18 protein-coding genes are annotated in these 19,929 nt (G+C 36.3%); all 18 read right to left on the bottom strand.

Annotation, left to right across the window (positions count from 1 at the left end):
• Nucleotides 1–102 precede the first annotated feature (102 nt).
• Nucleotides 103–900, bottom strand: a complete 798-nt coding sequence (locus AMS59_RS08000) for a TIGR00282 family metallophosphoesterase (protein WP_053483225.1) — start codon at nt 898–900, stop codon at nt 103–105.
• Nucleotides 901–1,056: 156 nt separating this feature from the next.
• A complete protein-coding gene (locus tag AMS59_RS08005; protein ID WP_053483226.1) occupies nt 1,057–2,595 on the bottom strand; it encodes a lipopolysaccharide biosynthesis protein in 1,539 nt (512 codons plus the stop codon).
• A gap of 13 nt (nt 2,596–2,608) precedes the next feature.
• Complete coding sequence (locus AMS59_RS08010) at nt 2,609–3,532, bottom strand: hypothetical protein (protein WP_053483227.1); 924 nt, start codon at nt 3,530–3,532, stop codon at nt 2,609–2,611.
• A 238-nt stretch (nt 3,533–3,770) separates the two neighbouring features.
• Entirely contained in the window at nt 3,771–4,943 is a 1,173-nt protein-coding gene (locus tag AMS59_RS08015; RefSeq protein WP_053483228.1) for an O-antigen ligase, read from the bottom strand.
• A 69-nt stretch (nt 4,944–5,012) separates the two neighbouring features.
• Nucleotides 5,013–5,684 (bottom strand): CpsD/CapB family tyrosine-protein kinase, encoded by a 672-nt coding sequence (locus AMS59_RS08020; protein WP_053483628.1) that lies wholly within the window; start codon nt 5,682–5,684, stop codon nt 5,013–5,015.
• Nucleotides 5,685–5,750: 66 nt separating this feature from the next.
• Nucleotides 5,751–6,431, bottom strand: a complete 681-nt coding sequence (locus tag AMS59_RS08025; protein ID WP_053483229.1) for a YveK family protein — start codon at nt 6,429–6,431, stop codon at nt 5,751–5,753.
• Between the two features lie 463 nt (nt 6,432–6,894).
• A complete protein-coding gene (locus AMS59_RS08030) occupies nt 6,895–7,650 on the bottom strand; it encodes a tyrosine-protein phosphatase (protein ID WP_053483230.1) in 756 nt (251 codons plus the stop codon).
• A 139-nt stretch (nt 7,651–7,789) separates the two neighbouring features.
• A complete protein-coding gene (rny, locus tag AMS59_RS08035; protein WP_053483231.1) occupies nt 7,790–9,349 on the bottom strand; it encodes a ribonuclease Y in 1,560 nt (519 codons plus the stop codon).
• A 678-nt stretch (nt 9,350–10,027) separates the two neighbouring features.
• Nucleotides 10,028–11,092: a recombinase RecA gene (gene recA, locus AMS59_RS08040; RefSeq protein WP_053483232.1), complete on the bottom strand. Its 1,065-nt coding sequence runs from the start codon at nt 11,090–11,092 to the stop codon at nt 10,028–10,030.
• A gap of 159 nt (nt 11,093–11,251) precedes the next feature.
• On the bottom strand, nt 11,252–12,511 hold the full coding sequence (locus AMS59_RS08045; RefSeq protein ID WP_053483233.1) for a competence/damage-inducible protein A: 1,260 nt from the start codon (nt 12,509–12,511) through the stop codon (nt 11,252–11,254).
• Between the two features lie 17 nt (nt 12,512–12,528).
• Nucleotides 12,529–13,107: a CDP-diacylglycerol--glycerol-3-phosphate 3-phosphatidyltransferase gene (gene pgsA, locus AMS59_RS08050; protein WP_053483234.1), complete on the bottom strand. Its 579-nt coding sequence runs from the start codon at nt 13,105–13,107 to the stop codon at nt 12,529–12,531.
• Nucleotides 13,108–13,157: 50 nt separating this feature from the next.
• The gene (locus AMS59_RS08055; RefSeq protein WP_199777695.1) at nt 13,158–14,084 is read right to left on the bottom strand and encodes a RodZ family helix-turn-helix domain-containing protein; all 927 of its coding nucleotides are present in this window, start codon (nt 14,082–14,084) and stop codon (nt 13,158–13,160) included.
• Nucleotides 14,085–14,100: 16 nt separating this feature from the next.
• Nucleotides 14,101–14,889 (bottom strand): DUF3388 domain-containing protein, encoded by a 789-nt coding sequence (locus AMS59_RS08060; protein ID WP_053483630.1) that lies wholly within the window; start codon nt 14,887–14,889, stop codon nt 14,101–14,103.
• Between the two features lie 226 nt (nt 14,890–15,115).
• The gene (locus tag AMS59_RS08065) at nt 15,116–15,373 is read right to left on the bottom strand and encodes a DUF3243 domain-containing protein (protein WP_053483235.1); all 258 of its coding nucleotides are present in this window, start codon (nt 15,371–15,373) and stop codon (nt 15,116–15,118) included.
• 44 nt (nt 15,374–15,417) lie between these two features.
• Complete coding sequence (ymfI, locus tag AMS59_RS08070) at nt 15,418–16,146, bottom strand: elongation factor P 5-aminopentanone reductase (RefSeq protein ID WP_053483236.1); 729 nt, start codon at nt 16,144–16,146, stop codon at nt 15,418–15,420.
• On the bottom strand, nt 16,146–17,444 hold the full coding sequence (gene yfmH / locus AMS59_RS08075; protein ID WP_053483237.1) for an EF-P 5-aminopentanol modification-associated protein YfmH: 1,299 nt from the start codon (nt 17,442–17,444) through the stop codon (nt 16,146–16,148). Before yfmH ends, ymfI begins: the two co-directional genes overlap by 1 nt.
• Nucleotides 17,441–18,712: an EF-P 5-aminopentanol modification-associated protein YfmF gene (yfmF, locus tag AMS59_RS08080; RefSeq protein WP_053483238.1), complete on the bottom strand. Its 1,272-nt coding sequence runs from the start codon at nt 18,710–18,712 to the stop codon at nt 17,441–17,443. The genes yfmH and yfmF overlap by 4 nt, the downstream gene beginning before the upstream one ends.
• Before the next feature lie 256 nt (nt 18,713–18,968).
• The gene (locus tag AMS59_RS08085; protein ID WP_053483239.1) at nt 18,969–19,928 is read right to left on the bottom strand and encodes an ABC transporter permease; all 960 of its coding nucleotides are present in this window, start codon (nt 19,926–19,928) and stop codon (nt 18,969–18,971) included.
• Nucleotide 19,929 lies beyond the last annotated feature (1 nt).

Genomic DNA, 19,929 nt, shown 5'->3' on the forward strand with positions numbered 1-19,929 from the left:
CGTACTCTCAACTCTAGCGGATACAGATGTTTTTTTGTATTCTTTTTTAGCAAGAACAGATTTTGGTGTTGAGCCTTTTTTAATACACAATAGTTTCTCTTCTTATGCTTGGAACGGATAATCTTCGTTTATATAAATTCGCTCGCAATGTAAAGCTTTTCCTGTTTTATCATCAATCTCTACAAAGAAACCACTTAACACATCGCGTCCTTTTTTAGGCACTTCAAAACGAGATGGCATGTTTGTTTGGAATTTATAAATGACACTTTCCTTCGTCATCCCTAAAATTTCATCATAAGGGCCTGTCATACCAACATCTGTAATATACGCTGTTCCATTCGGATAAATGCGTGCATCCGCTGTTTGCACATGAGTATGTGTCCCAACGACTGCTGATGCCTTCCCATCTAAATGCCAGCCAAGTGCAATTTTCTCGCTTGTTGCTTCTGCGTGGAAATCAACGAATACAAGCGGTGACGTTTTACGAGCTTCTTCGACTAATTCCTCTGCCATCGCAAAAGGGTCCTCATGAGGCGGTAAAAAGACACGACCATGTAAATTAATGACCGATAATGTGACACCATTTTTCGAAATTTGCACCATTCCTTTACCTGGCGCCTCACTCGAAAAGTTTGCTGGACGGATTAAATAATCCGCATCGTCAATAAAATCAAAAATATCTTTATTATCCCAAGTGTGATTACCCATCGTAATAACATCCACACCCATTTGTAACAAATCATTATAAATATTACGTGTAATGCCACGACCTGCCGCTGCATTTTCTCCGTTCGCAATGACTACATCCACGTTAAATTTTTTCTTTAAACGTGGCAAATATTTCTCCACTGCATCGCGACCAATTGAACCAACGATATCACCAATAAATAGCACTTTCATTTTCAAAACCACTCTTTCTATAATTAGCACCTTTTAGTTTACCATCTATAACTGGTGATTCGCAATTGACCATGCAGCACAAATAAATATTTCCATTAACTACCTCGAATATTTTAAACAAGTCATTGAAGCTTCGTTTAAGAGACTAAATTATATTTATTCCTGTCCCACTTTTCTTGTTATTAAGTTCGTAAATTTACTTTTTACTACATGTATGAGCGTTTTTCTTTGTTGCGCATTTATCACTAACACCATGAGAGTTAGAAATATTAGAATGCCATATAAAAAGATATAGCCCATGAGAGAAACCCATGTAATACTCGGATTAAAAATAAATAATAGTAATTTCATGGTGATTGTTGAGAAAAAGAAAGCGACCATTAATTTTGATATACTCCGCCAAAATCCTTTGATATCTAATTTTAATTTTTTGTGATAATACACATTCATAATTACAACATTACCAACTAACATAGATAATGCTGTTATACATGCTGTTCCCAGTAATCCAAAATATTTAATAGCTGGAATCGATAACACAAGATTTAACAAGGCAATACAGAATAATAGAATTGTTCTAAATTTAACTAAGTTTTTTGCTTTTAATACACTCAATCCTAAATTCTGAATAAGATCAACTGTGAAAGGGATCATAATAATTAATACAATATAATAAACTTCTAGGAACTCTTCTCCGACCCATAACGTAATAAAGTCTTTTCCAAAAAGTATAAATCCCCCAAAAACATAACCAATTATTAAAAACTGAATCGACCCTACTTTTCTAAATAGATGATTAATATGCATTAGACCATCTTCTTGCGTAACGAGTATAGATATTCTAGGCAAATAGAGATTGCCAATAGCTAGTGCCAACGACATAAAAATCATGACAATCTGAATGGCAATCGCATAAGTAGCACCATCTACAGTACCTTTAAAAATACCTAAAAGTAGTTGATCAGTTTGCCAATAGATTTTATCTACAATTACAGTGACAGAAATAAAAAATGCATAAAGACAAATCTCTTTCAGCAAGCTCTTATTACTATTTGTAAATGTAAATTGTACTTTAAGAATTTTTATACAAATTATTGCATCTACTAGGATAAATAAAGCATTATAAACTGCAACAATACCAATCATTGTAACAGAATCGGCACCTTGTAAAAGGAAAATTAGCATCGTAATTGGCTGAATGATCACCTGTATTAAAGATACTATTTTTATAAAAATAAACCGTTCATACGCTTGTAAAATTGAATAAAAAACGCATAATGGAAATTGCACAGCTAAACTAATGGTCATAAAAATAATCATCATTTTTACTTTCTCGATTTGATGATCTGATAAGCTACTACCAAAAATATTGTCGACTTGTGAATATAAAATTGATCCAATTGCAATTGCAATCAAACCAATTAAGATATATAACTTCAGAAAAAATCCATTTAATTCCGCTTCACTGTTTTTATCACCTAGAGCACGATTTCTCGATATATAACGAACAATCGCATTGCCAAATCCTAAATCTAAAATCGAGAAATAGCCAATAATCACCATCATTATTGCATATAAACCATACTCTTCTTGCCCTAGCATGCGAATCATAATTGGTGTAAACGCTATGGAAACAACAAAAGTACAAAAGATAGTTACATAGGAAAAAATTGCAGCAGTTTTGATTTCATTCACTTTCCCCAGTCTCCTATCGAGAGGATTCATGGCGCACAACTTGATTCAAAAATCCTAAAAGATTGATATTATCAAATAGTTGATGCCACTCTAGATCCTGCAAATTTGGCGTCATAAATGGAAAATTGTCTAGTTCATTCTGTGTAAAATTAGCTAGGTCCGCATTCAATTTAAAAAAACGCCCTTCTCTGTGTTTTTCAAATTCACGTAACCAATGATAATCGCTTGTCACAACTTTTAAGCCGAGCGCGCAGTATTCCAATAACTTTGTAGAAGCTTGTACATTGAATGGATATATGTCTGGCATATAGTTAAAACCATAAATGGCTTTTGACGCAATGCTAGGAATTTCAGTATAGGGCATCACTCCAGTGAAAATGATATTGGAATGATTTTTATACTGGGCATATAAATCATCATTCGGCCGGCCTATTAATAGCATACTTTTATGTTTTAGCGTTGTAGTAAAAGGTTGTAGAGCATATTCTAATTCCCTCCCCTTCCCCATAGATCCCACATAGACAAAATCAAATTCTTTCTTTATGTTTTGTATAAAAAATTCCTTGGCAATACCCATATCCCTAATAATTGCAGGCATCTTATCTTTCGTTTGCAAATCACTTTCCACTTTTTCATTCAAAAATACTTTGCCATCTGGGATAATATTGTAATGTCTTTTTAAATAATTTTTGAAAGAAGGAAAGTAGCCAGTAGATAATGAATTATATTCGTGAATCACTTTGACATCTTTAAAATTCCTCCGCATATCCATACCGGGAAATTTCCATAACACATCAAAGTCGTTACTTTTCATTTCTTTTAGTTCGTTATTCGTGATAATTTGGGCATCTATTCCTTCTTGCTCATTAAAATAAGCCTCATATGCATTAATCTCAGGTAAATAGGATTTTTCACTATGCACAAAACTAATTTTCAATGGGTACAACTCCTCTTGTTCGATGCCAACATTTCTACTTTTTGAAACACTTTGATTTGATTGTTTAAGATAGCATATACGTGAATACTGGCGCTGTAGCTGTAACATAACCGGCTCACTACTGTCTGTTGGGCCATCAAAATGTGGTTATGTTTGCTTCAGTACACTTTGAACCGACTATATGACAAATTCTCCTTTATTATAGACCGGAATAATTACGGGAACGGTTTCCATTATTTCATCCTTTCGACCCTTTATCTTGAATGGGCATACCATTGCACATCCCTAAATATAATGTGAATAATAAAGAAGTGGCACCTAGCCCTCCAATACTAATATTGATAGCACCCGAACAAATAAGTAAGAAAAAAGGAACTTGAATCATCGAGCGATTTACTTTATTCTTTATTCCCCTATAAAATGCGATAAACATTATGAAAATATATAACACCATACAAGGAATACCGTATGATAGCATGTAGTCAAAATACGCATTATGTGTACTGCTATTTTCGACACCATATTCTGCTAGTAGATATGGAATACTTTCTTGCCCATATCCCCAAAGTGGCTGTTTTTTTATTAAGGAAATGGCGATTTCCCACAAATCCCCGCGAGAATTCAAGCCTTGTTCTATTCTAAAGAAATCCGCTTCATTTAAAAAATACACACTAATACCTAATATCATGATGAAAAAAACAGTAAATACTATCGTTCCAATTTTCACTCTTCTTCTATAAAAGAAAGTAAGGAGCATTGTGAGACAAAGTGCTAAAAATGCTGTTCTAGAATTGGATAAAAAAAGTGCTGTAAAATTGAGTACACACAAAACTTTAAATAGAAATCCTTTTTTCATAGCAGATAATATGACTGCTACACCTGCTATCGCCCCGAAATAATTAGGATCAAAATAAATCGAATTCACACGCCCATAATACGTATCGTAAATAAAAAAAGAACCATTTACTTTTGTCATAATACCGACAATTGAAAACAAGGAAATGAGATAAATAATGAAACGATCTACTTTTCCAATTACTGTATGTGTTAGCTTCGGTATGATTAAAAAAAACACAACCAGTGACAAACTTGTACTAAACAGTCTTAAAAGACCACCAAGAGAGATTAAACCGTTACTTAAAGATGACAGGAAGCTAGAGAAAAATAGGAAATAGATGAGTAAAATGACGACATTGTTATGGTTTATTACTTGGAATAGTAACTGTTCAAATCGTTCTCTTTCCATGACAAAATGAGTCACAAGTAGTACCAATGCAACCGACAAAATACAAATTAATATTAGGCTATAAATATTGCTATAAATTGTTTTTTCAAAGGATATCAAACTAAGAAACACGATAATTACTAATAAAAAGTATGAAATATGTTCTTTATTAACGAAATAATTCATATATTTCTCCTTACGTAATACGATTCGTATAGGAATAAAAACAATCTACACATTGTCACAAAATAATACTTATTTCTTATTACTGGAATATTGATAATAATAGTGATCACGAGTTAGGGCCATATTATTCATAATGACACCTAATACCTTTGCCCGAGCTGTAGTAAGTAATGTTTTCGCCTTCAACATATCATCTTTTAAGGCAACATCTGTATCTACTACTAATAATGTACCGTCACACTTATGAGCTAAAATTTGAGCATCTGCAATGTGCAGTAAAGGAGGAGCATCGAAAATAATAATGTCATAATCTCGATAGATTTCTTTCATCAAAATATCCATTGTTGTCGAATCTAATAAATCTGTAGGGTTCGGTGGCGTAGGACCACTAACGATGACATCAAGTCCTACAATAAATGATTGCTGTACGACTTCATGTAACTTTTCTTGTCTTGTTAATACAGTAGATAAACCTGACGTATTATACATTTCAAACGTATGGTGAATCGTTGGCTTTCGCATATCTGCATCAACAATGAGCACCCTTTTCCCTTCTTGTGCAAAAACAACAGCAAGATTGGCTGCACTCGTCGATTTCCCTTCCCCTGCCGTTGAGGAGGTCACTAAAATCGTTTTTAAATCTTTATCTGGCAAGGCGAATTTAATATTTGTACGTATAGCTCTGAATTGTTCAGAGCTAATGGAATTTTCATCTAGCACCGTTACTAATTTTCGTGGCATTGTCGTTAATTTTTTCTTTTTTCTTTTTCTCAAAAGTACCAATATTAATCGCTCCTAGCTCCTAAATTATTTTATTGGACTGATATAACCAATTATCGGGAATTCCAAAATTTCTTCCACTTCATGTTCAGATTTAATTTTCTTATTGAAAACTTCTAATAGAAAGGCAATTGCCATGCCTATTAAAAAACCGAATACTCCCCCAATAACCAAATTCAGTAGTTTATTTGGTTTGATAGGAACAGGGTGTTCACTAATTTTTGCTAAAGATAAGATCGTAATATTATCTACACTCATTAATACCGGAATCTCCCGTTTAAACACTTCCGCCAAAGTATTCGCAATTTCTACCGCCCGTTTAGAATCAGAATCCTCTACTTTAACAGAAACGACTTGAGAGTTATTTGCATTCGTCACCGAAATTTGCTTCATTAACTGCTCTGGTGTGCTATTCAAATCAAGCCTTTCAATCACTTTCGTTAAAATAACAGGGCTTTTAATAATGATGCTATACGTATTGATTAATTGTAAATCCATCTCTAATTTCTGCGCCTCAAATTGCGTTTGCTGCCGAGCATCTAGCTTTTGATTAACCAAAATTTGTGTTTCTGACTGATAAACTGGCGTGAGCACAAAGTAATTCATAGCAGCCGCAATCCCTAGCAAAAGAGCAGTAAGACTCAATATAAGAATGAAACGTTTTTTCAATATCTTGATGAAATCAAATAAATTTATTGTTTTCTCCATACACTACCCCTTCAATCCTAAATGTCTAAACCGTCATTTAATCATTTTTAGATAATCACCATTTAATACATATATGAATATTATTTTCTTGTTATTCATTGAACGTGAATAAATTGATTTCTAACAATTTATAAAAACATTATGTAATTATTTAAATATTGTCATATTTTATACAAGGAAATAAAATACACTCGAAATCAAAAAGCTGCGCTAGTCGTATAAAACGAACGGCTAACACAGCTACAATTAGGACCGTATTGTTATACTATATTAAGGGTACCTGGTATTTTTTATAGCAAAGTATTAATATCCATCATTGTACTTAATAAGCTGATCTCAAAATAAACGTATTTAGTAGTCAGTATATTGCTTAATTTTCTAAGTTATACATGCATTGATCAAAAAATAGAACACTAGATTGGATAAACTAATTTTCTAGTTCTTTACTATCAATTCTCTTTTTTCAAAAAATACCTCGTCTTTTTAATTCAACAGGTTCATGCAAAATTAATGGTTGATTATTAATGATTCTTTTATTATTTTCCAATAAAATATCAACTGTATCTAATTCTTTTTTCTTTTCTAAATATCGAAGTCCTTTCTCAAAATGAAAGGGTCTTGTTGTCAAATTATGAACATCAGAGCCATATGTATGTATATAATTTGCTCGAACAAGCTCTAATGAAAATTTTTGAGTTTTTTTTCCGAAATGTCCACTCAGACTTCCAGCTGTAATTTGAGCAAATGCACCATTACGAATAAGGACCTCTAGCCGACTCGGATTCTCAGCAATAGCACGATTCCGTTCTGGATGGGCAATAATAGGTGTATAACCTGCGATTAATAATTTTGTCATCATGTCGTTTGTATAGCTAGGAATTATATTTGACGGTAATTCAATCAGCACATACTTTGAGTTTGCCAACACATGTAGCTGATTATCATGAAGTAGGTTGTCAATATGATTGTGTAATCGAACTTCTTGTCCAGTATGTAATGTTAACGGTATATCGTGATGTTCGATTAATTCACGTAAGTTGTCTAGTTGCTTTACTACGGTTGCATAGTCTACATGAAACTGCGGTTTAAGGGCATGAGAAGTTGATATTATTTCCGTAATTCCCTCTTTTACAGCCTGCTTTAACATTTGTAATGATTCTTCTTCAGTTCTCGGCCCATCATCTACTCCATGTAAAATATGTGTATGCATATCAATCATTACTATCACATCTTTCCCCTGAATTTATCATTAACTCCCTTTCTTTTCTTTATGATAGAAAACTTTCAATCATGACAATTTCACCTAATAAAAAAGGCTTCTCTAGATTTTCATCTAGAGAAGCCTCTAACATTTAACATTATTTTGCGTATTCCACGGCACGTGTTTCACGAATAACCGTTACTTTAATATGACCTGGATAATCAAGTTCTTCTTCAATACGCTTACGTATATCACGCGCTAGGCGATGAGAAGCTAGATCATCAATTTTTTCAGGTTGTACAATAATACGGATTTCACGACCAGCTTGAATCGCAAAGGATTTTTCTACACCATCATAGCTTTCGGAAATTTCCTCTAACTTTTCAAGTCTACGGATATAGTTTTCAAGCGTCTCACTTCGTGCACCTGGACGAGCTGCTGATAACGCATCAGCTGCAGCTACTAATACGGCAATAACAGATGTTGCTTCTGTATCGCCATGGTGAGAAGCAATACTGTTGATAACGACCGGATGTTCTTTGTATTTTGTTGCTAATTCCACACCGATTTCGACGTGGCTACCTTCAACTTCATGATCGATAGCCTTACCAATATCATGTAATAAGCCTGCACGGCGAGCTAATGCTACATCTTCACCAAGTTCAGCAGCGAGTAAGCCTGCTAAATATGCGACCTCAACTGAATGTTTTAGGACGTTTTGTCCATAACTTGTACGATATTTCATGCGGCCTAATATCTTCATTAAATCTGGATGTAAGTTATGAATGCCAATTTCAAATGTTGTTTGCTCACCGGTTTCGCGGATTTGTTCATCCACCTCACGACGAGATTTTTCCACCATTTCCTCAATTCGAGCAGGGTGAATGCGGCCATCCTGTACAAGCTTTTCAAGTGCAAGTCGAGCCGTTTCACGACGAATTGGATCAAAGCCTGATAAAATAACCGCCTCTGGAGTATCATCAATAATTAAATCTATACCTGTTAGCGTTTCCAAAGTTCGGATGTTACGACCTTCACGACCAATAATACGACCTTTCATTTCATCATTTGGCAAGTTCACGACAGATACTGTTGTTTCAGCAACATGATCTGCTGCAAAACGTTGCAGTGCCAGTGATAAAATTTCACGTGCTTTTTTATCTGATTCTTCCTTCGCACGTGTTTCAGCTTCCTTCGTCATCACAGCAATATCAGTTGTTAGCTCTTTTTCTACTTCTCCTAAGATAATAGCTTTTGCTTCATCTCTAGTTAATGCAGAAATTCGTTCTAGCTCTGTCTTTTGCGTGGCAACAAGCTCGTCCACTTTGCTTTCCATCTGTTCAATATGCTGTTGTTTTTCGCTAAGAGCTTGTTCTTTACGCTCTAAGCCTGCTTCTCTCTTATTTAGAGCATCATCTTTGCGATCAAGATTCTCTTCTCTTTGCAATAAACGGTTCTCTTGTTTCTGAAGTTCTGCACGACGTTCACGAATGTCATTTTCTGCTTCAGTACGAAATTTGTGAGTTTCATCTTTGGCTTCAAGTAGTGCTTCTTTCTTTAATGCCTCCGCTTCTCGTTTTCCTTCTTCAACGATTGTTTCAGCGACATGTTTAGCACCAGTGATTTTTGAGTCATTCACTTTTTTCATGTAGATATAGCTAACAGCGGCACCAACGATGAGTCCAAGCAAAGCGGAGATGATAGTAATTCCATCCATATGAACACCTCCTCTTGCTATTTGGGTATTACAGTTTCAGTAGGCGCATACATCAATTTCGCCTTGGCATAAGTATTGCGTCCCGGATTTTAAAATTGTGTTCAAGTCTGCACGAGGGCCGATACGATGTCGGTCATGCGGTAAAGTCACATGACGTGGCGTTTTTACCGTTGCAGATTAGTTAGCCATTTTCGCTGGATACGAAGATTTTAGGCCTACATTCTTATTTTCAGTTCTTTAAAATCCATGACATCTGCCAGGGCCCAATCTTCATTTAATAGGTCTTTAAAGGCCTCTCTAAATGAAGACAGAATGTACTGCCTATTTAAAGTCATAATTCAGAAATTATACATATTTAATTGTATAGCTAGCCTCAAGCTCTGTCAAGGATAGTCGGGCACATGTTCGCCCTTCTAAGAAAAAAAGTCAGTCATATCCATTAAGAGAATTAATTACCTAACACTTTTACACTAACGCTTATTTTAACTTTTTACGTTGAAGCAGTACTTAGGAAGGATTTTTACGAACTAGTTACTTTTGGTGAAATTATCTGGACATTTGCCTTCGCTACTAACTATATGGATCTCCTAATAAATATTATAAAACCACATTACCTAGTATGTGTAAATAAAAAAATGCATTGCTCTCACTATAAAGAGTGGGAACAATGCATTTATATTATTCATCTTCCAGAAGAAGTTTTAATTCCTCATCCATATCTTCCTCTTCATCATGCGCAGCAATTGTGTAAGATGAAGATGCAATACCGTAAGAAGCACGGATTTTATTTGCGATGTCGTCAAGTACTGCTGGATTTTCTTTTAAATACTGTTTAGCATTTTCACGACCTTGACCTAGGCGCTCATCACCGTAAGCATACCAAGAGCCACTTTTTTGAACGATGTCTAGTTCAACACCTAAATCGACTGTTTCGCCCTCTTTTGAAATTCCTTCTCCGTACATAATATCAACTTCAGCTGTACGGAATGGTGGTGCTACTTTGTTTTTCACAATTTTAATTTTTGTACGGTTACCCATAATGTCATTGCCTTGTTTAATAGCTTCTGCACGACGTACTTCTAAGCGAACGGAGCTATAGAATTTAAGTGCACGTCCACCAGGTGTTGTTTCTGGGTTTCCGAACATAACACCAATTTTTTCACGAATTTGGTTAATGAAAATAGCAATCGTTTTTGATTTATTAATAGCACCTGAAAGCTTACGTAAGGCCTGAGACATTAAACGCGCTTGTAAACCAACGTGCGAATCACCCATATCTCCTTCGATTTCCGCTTTTGGAACTAATGCTGCTACTGAGTCAATAACGATGATATCGATAGCACCACTACGTACCAATGCTTCTGCGATTTCAAGCGCCTGTTCTCCTGTATCTGGTTGAGATAATAAAAGCTCATCAATATCGACACCCAATTTTTGTGCATAGATTGGATCTAACGCATGCTCAGCATCGATAAACGCTGCTTGTCCACCATTTGCCTGCACCTCTGCAATGGCATGAAGAGCAACAGTTGTTTTACCTGATGATTCAGGGCCGTATACTTCAATAATACGTCCACGCGGATAACCACCAACACCTAATGCAGCATCAAGTGCTAACGAACCACTTGAAGATGTAGCGATTTCTAAATCTGTCTTTTCGCCAAGTTTCATGATAGAACCTTTGCCAAAATTCTTTTCAATTTGTTTTAACGCCTGTTCTAAGGCTGCTTTACGATCACTCATTCATTTTCCTCCTTTGAAAACTGTTCACTGTTTTTCTCTATCTCTACTATACTTGTTTTTAAGAGAAGACGCAAGAAAAAAGCGAACATTTATTCGTTTTTCTTCAAAATAAAAATTTGGGTAACTTTCCATTACCCAAATTTCTATTTTGAACTATATTTAATAACGTTTTTTAAAGCCTCTTTCTTCCAAAAGCTGCATTAAATAATGACAAGTAAATTTCGCCGCGCGAAGTCGATTTGTATTACGCATACCCGATAAATGAAGTAAATACGTTATCGGTTTTTCATCGCCAATTGCAATACCAATCCAAACCGTTCCTACTGGTTGATGATCATGGGCTGTAGGACCTGCCGCGCCTGTTAATCCAATACCAATATCCGTATCAAACTTTTTACGTACAGCACTAGCCATAGCCGCTGCACATTCACTGCTTACAATTCCATGTGTATTTAATAAATCTTTTGAAATACCAAGTTGCTTAATCTTAGCCTCTTCTGTATACGTAACAACGCCACCAACAAGGGCATCCCCTACACCTGGTATTTCAGCAAGCTCTGACTGAAATAATCCCGCTGTTAAACTTTCTGCTGCAGAAATTGTTAACTTATTATCTAGTAACATTTCTACTGTTTTAGAGGCGAGAGAATCATCATCTATACCGTATTGATAGTCCCCAACAAGTGCTTGAATCTCTGCTACCTTTGCTGTAATAAGCTGCTGCGCTTCTTGCTCCGTTTCTGCTTTAGCAGTTACACGCAATGTAACCTCACCGTCAGAAGCAAGTGGAGCAACAGTTGGGTTTGTTTGCGAATCTAAAATATCTTGGACACGTACTTCAAGCTCCGCCTCTCCAATGCCATAAAAACGCATAACATGCGATTGTATAACCCCTCCAGCATTTAACATCGCACCAAGCTTTGGCTTTGCTTCAAACTGGAACATTGGCTCAAGCTCTTTAGGTGGACCTGGAAGCAACATATACGTACGCCCATCCTTTGTTAATATCATGCCAGGTGCCATACCGTGATGGTTTACAAGCACCTCACTACTTGCTAGTACTAAAGCCTGCTTACGATTATTATCCGTCATTGGACGTCCTCGTTTTGCAAAAAATTGCTCAATATTTGCCAGTGCGATATCATCAAATTCGAGAGATACGTCAAGATGGCGAGCAATCGTTTCCTTTGTTAAATCATCCTTTGTAGGACCAAGCCCACCAGAGAAAATGATTAAATCAGCACGAGTCTCTGCAATGGAAATAGCCTCTTCTAAACGTTGTGCATTATCTCCAACAACAGTGTGATAATACACATTTATCCCTAACTCGGACAACTGACTAGAAATAAATCTTGCATTTGTGTTCGAAATCTGACCAAGCAATAACTCTGAGCCAACTGCAAGAATTTCAGCATTCATGATCCTCAAGACCTCTCTTATTTAGACTCAAGTAAGACACGTCGATTTAGATAGAAATAATCCCATCCAGACCATAGTGTAAAGAACAATGCGATATATAGCATAATTGTATCAAATGGAATACCAATAAGTGTAAAGATTGTATTGTGTAAAAGTGCTGCTCCGATGGCCATAATTTGAGCCCACGTTTTAATTTTACCAAGCTGGTTCGCCGCAACAACTTCTCCTTCACCTGCCAATATTAAACGAAGGCCAGTTACTGCAAACTCACGGCTAATAATAATTATTATGATCCATGCAGGCGCCATTTCAAGCTCTACCATTAAAATAAAAGCTGCTGAAACTAGCAATTTGTCAGCAAGTGGGTCTAAAAATTTCCCAAATGTTGTCACAAGATTATATTTACGTGCATAAAAACCATCCACCCAATCAGTCGTTGAAGCAATAATAAAAATGAGTGCACCTACAAAATGATGAACAGGCATCTCCGCACCGAATAGTGACATTGTTCCCCAGCCAAAATCAAACATCATAACAATGACAAAGAACGGAATAAGTAAGATTCGAGAGATGGTAATTTTATTTGGAATGTTCATTTTTCTAACACCTTTCATGATGAAAGAAAGTAGTCATCATCAGATGACTACTATTCTTTATTGAAATTGATGACGATGTTTTGCGTTACAGTTTGCTGTGCATACGTTAAAGGCTCGTCATTAATGTATACTTTAGCTTGCGTTGAATTACCTAAGCGGATACGTGCGTAATTTTGAGATGTTGCGTCAAATTCTACTACTTCTCCAGCATTATATACACGAGTATCTGTTAGTAATTCTTGTTGCTGTTGGTTACGAATACCGATAAATGTAGGACCAGATACTTCAATACGTATTTTTAATGTATTAGCACCTGTTAACGTATATGAAGTTGTAGCACCATCCGCTTCAACAGTCCCCGCTGAAATCGATTGCTTAACCTCTTCAGTTTTCTTTTCGTCAGGTGTTTCCTGGGCTGAATCTTTTGAATCTGTTGAGTTTTGTTTGTCATTTGTTTGAGCTTTTTTATGCTCTTTTTCTTTATCTTTTTCTGTATCTATTGGTTTTACTTTTGTATCATATTCTATTTCTGATGAAGCTGAATCTTCTGTAACATTTGGTCCTGCACTATTTCTAGACTGCATAAGCACCCAAATTACCACAATAATGACAATGATAAATAAACCAACGATTATTTTGGGCATTGCCTCCATCATTTTAGTAGAAGGGCCCTTTGATACTTTTCTTCTACTTGGACTAGTCGTCATCGATTGACTTACTTGATTGTTTGGAGTACCTGGTAGCTCGCTTTTATACGTTTCTAAAAGTTCCTCTGCGTTCAAATCGACAGCATCAGCATATTGTTTAATAAAAGCTCGTACATAAAACGAACCAGGCATAATCGAATAATTGCCCTCTTCAATACCTATTAAATAACGCTTTTGAATTTTCGTTATTTCTTGTAAATCGTCTAAACTGTAGCCTTTAGCCAGTCTCGCCTCTTTCAGTCGAGTCCCTAATTCTGCCACTAATAACACCTACTTTAACATCAAATTAAAAATTAAATCCTCCAAATGAATTGGATTCGGACATCATATGATTTTTTTCCATTACTTCATACGTAATTTCTTCATCTGGGTGATGACGTAATTCAATAATATAATCAAAATCCTCTATCTTATATTCTGAATGCTGAACAAACATGTCTGGATGCTCGACGACTTTAATGGAAGGCATACTCATCATTTCTCGCACTAGCTGCAAATGCCGCTCATCCGATGAACGACGTGTCACAATGCCATCTAATATAAAAATATTATTGTCACTGAATTCATCACCAGCGAGCTTATTGCGAACAGTCTGCTTAATCATTGTAGATGATAAAAAAATCCATTTTTTATTGGCACATACACTAGCCGCCACGATCGATTCTGTTTTTCCAACACGAGGCATTCCACGTATCCCAATGAGCTTATGACCTTCTTTTTTAAAGAGTTCAGCCATAAAGTCAACTAAAATACCAAGTTCATCTCGTACGAAGCGGAAGGTATTTTTTTCATCTGCATCTCGAGGAATATAATGACCGTGCCTAATAGCTAAACGATCACGGAGTTTAGGTTGTCGAAATTTGGTCACGTTAATATGTTCCATTGTCGAAACAATTGTACGAAAACGCTCAATTGTCTCATCATTGTCTGTATGCACTAACATACCACGTCGATCCTCATCGACACCATTTATCGAAATAATATTGACCCGAAGCATCCCTAAAAGTGAAGCAATATCTCCTAATAATCCAGGGCGATTCACCTGAATTTCATATTCAAAGTACCAATCGCTCAAACACACTCGTTCCCTTCCTATTAGTTAACGTAAAAAATCCTTTATAAGTTCCATCATAGCTGATTTTTTATGTAATGGAAAGTTAGAATACGTGGAATTATGGCGTTATTTTTAAAAACTTACTATTTTTTTTTTGAACATACAAAATAGGCTTACATACGTTCCCTTTTCAATGCAAAAATTCCTTTTTAAACAGAAAAAAAGAGGAGATAGTTCCCCTCTTTTTTTACTGCACATGCTTATCTTGTACAAGTTTAATGACACAATTCGCCAATGCATGTTTTTCATCTTCAGAGGCAACGCTCCATAAATCCGACAGCACTCGCTCTTGTTCATTTTTAGGATCGACATTTGCCGCCAAATATTCCCCAATTTGTACAGCAGCCGATTGAATCATTTTTTTTGGCATGCCGCTTGATTCTGCTTGCATAACATTTTGACCTAAAAACGATGTCCATTTTTGCCAGTTTTCTAAAATGGTCATATGTTCCTCCTCCTTTACACATGTAGTATGTGCAAAAAAGAACATTATATGTACCAGCCACCGTTTAATCGAATTATTTGTCCCGTTACATAATCTGCTTTTCCAGAAAGGTAGAAACGCACCATTTCAGCAACATCCGTTGTTTGTCCAACTAAACCTAACGGAATGTCCTCTAAAATATATTCAAGCTCTTCTTCACATAAATGACTGTTCATCGAGGTATTAATAAAGCCAGGTGCAATGGCATTAACACGAATGCGTGACAGTGCCGCTTCTTTTGCATATGACTTCACAAAAGCATGTTGAGCGCCCTTCACGGTGGCGTAAAGTGCTTCGCCAGCCGATCCAGCCTCTCCCCAAATCGATCCGATAAAAAGTACATAGCTGACATCGTGAGCACGAAGCTTTGATGACAGCAATGCCGTTAGACGCATTGGATTTTGCACATGGACACGCCATAATGCATCCATATCCTCCACCGTAGTATCTTCAAGCAGAGAATAATGCGCTTGCCCATTTGCAAAGACAATCGCTTGCACATTAAAAATTTGCGATGCTAGCAGTTGTGCCCCGGATACTTTCGAAAAATCCCCCTGTACAAGCATAAATTCCTGTGCAGGGAAGTTTTCTGAAAGCGAGTGGTATAAAGTCTGTGCTGCTGTTTCATTGTTTGAAAAGTGTATGTAGATGGACCAACCGTCCTCTGCCAGACTCTGACAAATAGCACGGCCAATCTCACCAGATGCACCTAACACGAGGGCAAACTTTTTCACTATACGCCCTTCTCTGTAGGTAAAATTTTAAAGACAGTTTGTTGAGATTCACCTTGAATTGAAGTAAATGCTTTTTTCAAATCTTCAATCGTTAGTTCCTCTAGTACAGGCACAACATCGAACAAATTCATATCATTAAATGAATAACGTGTAAATTGGTTGGCGATAAATTCAATAGAATTCAGTGCACGTAGGAAGAAACCTATTTTTTTACGCTTCACTCGTTCTAAATCTGCACTTTCAAATTGTGCATCTCCATCATACTTTGCTAATTCTTCCTTAATAGCTTTCTCTAATGCAGCCGGTTCTGTAGAATCTGAGCCAATCATTGCAAAACCAAAGCCATTTTCTAACGTGAAATCAAATGCATACGTTTCATCAATTAAGCCATCTTCATAGACATCCTCATAAAATTTAGATGTACGTCCAAAAATAAGTTCAAGTGCAATTTGAACAGACAGCTCATGTTTTAACATGTCACGACCAGAAAGATTTGTTTCTTTTGCTTTTAAGCCGATATAGACCTTAGGCTTTTGTACATCCATATGCAACTCACGTTCTTTAATAGCAACCTCAGTCGGCTCTTTATCAAAGAAGCGTTGAATTGGTGTTGGTTCAGGGAATTCTTTTTTGTCTTGATTGTCACGAATAAACGTCATCATTTCATTAGGATCTACTGCGCCTATGACAAACAATAACATATTGGACGGATGATAAAATGTATTGTAGCACGTGTATAAATGGTCCGCTGTAATGCCATCAATCGTCTCTATTGTACCAGCGATATCAATTTTTACTGGGTGATTTTGATACATATTTTCGATTGTACCAAAATAGAGGCGCCAATCTGGCTGATCGTCGTACATCGTAATTTCCTGACCAATAATGCCCTTCTCTTTATTGACAGTTGCTTCTGTAAAGTAAGGCTCTTGAACAAAATTTAATAATGTTTCTGTACTGTTATAAATATTGTTCGTCGAAGAAAATAAATACGCTGTACGTGTAAATGATGTAAAGGCATTGGCTGAAGCACCGAATTCACTAAACTTTTGGAAGACATCTCCATCTTCTTTTTCAAACATTTTATGCTCTAAAAAGTGAGCAATGCCATCTGGTACTGTAATGCTATCCGTCTCACCAATCGGCACAAATGTACGATCAACAGAACCGTACTTAGTTGTAAACGTCACAAACGTTTTTGAAAAACCTTTTTTCGGTAAAATATAGACATCTAAGCCATTCTCTAATTTTTCATAATACAATGTTTCATCTAATTGCTTGAATCCAATTGTTTTCATTGTGCGGCTTGCTCCTTTCCACATAAGAAATAGACCGCTTCTAGCTGTACTTGCTTCGCCATTTCAACAATATCTTCCTTGGTTACGGCTTTCCATTTATTTGCCCAAGCTTCAACAGAGAACTCCTCGGGTAAATCTTTATATTGGTCAAAAATTTCTATTTGTCCTCGAGCAGAATCCAATGCTTCTTTTAGCTGATTCGTCAACATTGCCTTTGTTTGCTCTATTTCCAAATCTGTAATATCGCCTGCTTGCATAACAGTAAGTTGTTCCTTAATTAGTGAGAACGCTTTTTCTTCATTCTTTGGTTCAATCCCAGACACAACAAAGACTAAGCCATAATGTGACGCATATGAGCTAGACGCATAGTAAGCTAAACTTTCCTTTTCACGAACATTCATAAATAATTTGGCATGAGGATAACCACCGAACACGCCGTTAAAGATTTGCATTTTAGTGAAATCCGGGTCACCAAATCGTACTGGTGTACTAAAGCCAATATGCAGCTTTCCTTGCTTCATTTCTTGTTGTTCACGTACATAATCGTTTTGTGGATGCTGTTGCGGAAGCACAGCTGGGATTTCTTCAGGCGTACGATCAGTAAATGGTAGCGCTTTTTTTAGTTTCGCTACGATGTCGTCTTCATTGATATCACCCGCGACATAAATGTCAATTTTATCATTAGCAAGCATGGATTGGTATGCTTCAAATAATGATGCAGGGGTTATTTTTTGAATGTCCTCGACAGTTCCGTTAGCAGAAATAGAGGCTGGTTCATTTGGGCGTAAAATTTGTTGAAGACGTTGCTGCGCAAAACGAGATTTATCGTCAAAAATAGACTCAATACGCTGAATGACCGTTTTCTTTTCACGCTCTACAATAGATTCCTTAAATACACCGTTTTCTAAATTCGGTCCAAATATTGCTGTGTGCAATAAACCGAGTACCTCGTTTAAAACACTTGTATTTGCCAAAAAATGATCATTAACGGCTTCTACATTCATCAGTACTGTATGTTCATTACCACGTTTAGATGTGTCAAAATACAACACTGTGCCATACAAGTCATCCAAGAAACCTCGGAATGCAGCTGTTGTCTTATATTTTTCATTACTGTGTTGCAATACATTTGTTAACACAGTGCGTTCAGACGCATTTGTAGCCGTTAATGCTCTTCTCCATTTAATTGAAAAATTCACGGTTTTAAATTGGGTCGTTTGTCGGATATGCAAATTGACACCTTTTGCAAAAGGTATTGTTTTAAACATATATAGAACCCTCCTTATCTTTCTTAATATAACAAAGTACTACACATACTATACATGTCTATTGTCTATAATTGCAAAAAGAATCCAAAGTATGTATATGAAAACTGAAAAATTACTTTTGCTGATTAATTAACCTGTTCATATTAGCAAGTAAAGATTAACCTCTAACCATTATTTTCCCAAACACTTAAAATATGTACAAGGAAAAAGACTGAGCATTTTCGCCCAGTCTTTAGTGTAAATAATTGTCTGTTTTTTAGCGTTTACCCTTAATATAAGGTTGGCCACTAGCTTTTGGTGCACTTGCTTTACCAATAAATCCTGCTAATGCAAAAATAGTTAAGACGTACGGTAAAATTTGTAAGTACACGGCAGGAATATCTTGAATGTAAGGAATTCCGCTTCCTGCAATACTTAACGTTTGCGCTACACCAAAGAATAATGCTGCACCTAATGCACCGATTGGATGCCATTTCCCGAAAATCATTGCGGCAATCGCCATAAAGCCTTGACCCGCAATTGTTGCATGTGAGAAATTAAGTGTAATTGATTGTGCGTATACTGCACCACCAAGACCACCTAATGCACCAGAGATAACAACAGCAATATAGCGCATTCTATTAACATTTACGCCCATCGTATCTGCAGCCATTGGATGTTCACCGACAGCACGTAAACGTAACCCAAATGGTGTTTTATAAATGATAAACCATGCCCCAATAGCTACTGCAAAAGCTAAAATTGACGTACTATAGACATCACGGAATAATAATGGACCAAAGAACGGGATATCCTGTAAATAAGGGATACCAAAACGGTCTATTGATCGGGTAATCATATCTGTTTGACCTTTATCATAAATCATTTTCACTAAGAATACGGATACTGCTAAACCTAATAAGTTAATAGCAACCCCCGATACCGTTTGATCGGCACGGAAGGAAATAGACGCAACTGCATGGAGAAGTGAGAAGATTCCCCCAACAATGACAGCTGCCAGCATTGCCACCCAAACTGTTGCTGTACCAAATGTTGAAGCATATTCTAAGTTGACATAAATACCAACAAATGCACCAACAATCATTAAACCTTCAAGTCCGATGTTTACTACACCAGAACGTTCAGAGAATACGCCGCCGATTGCTGTAAAGATTAAAGGTGTTGCATAAAGAATTGCAGAAGGGATGATGAAATATAACATTTCTAAAAAGCTCATG

Source organism: Lysinibacillus sp. FJAT-14745, from assembly GCF_001275675.1.
Lineage (GTDB): Bacteria > Bacillota > Bacilli > Bacillales_A > Planococcaceae > Lysinibacillus.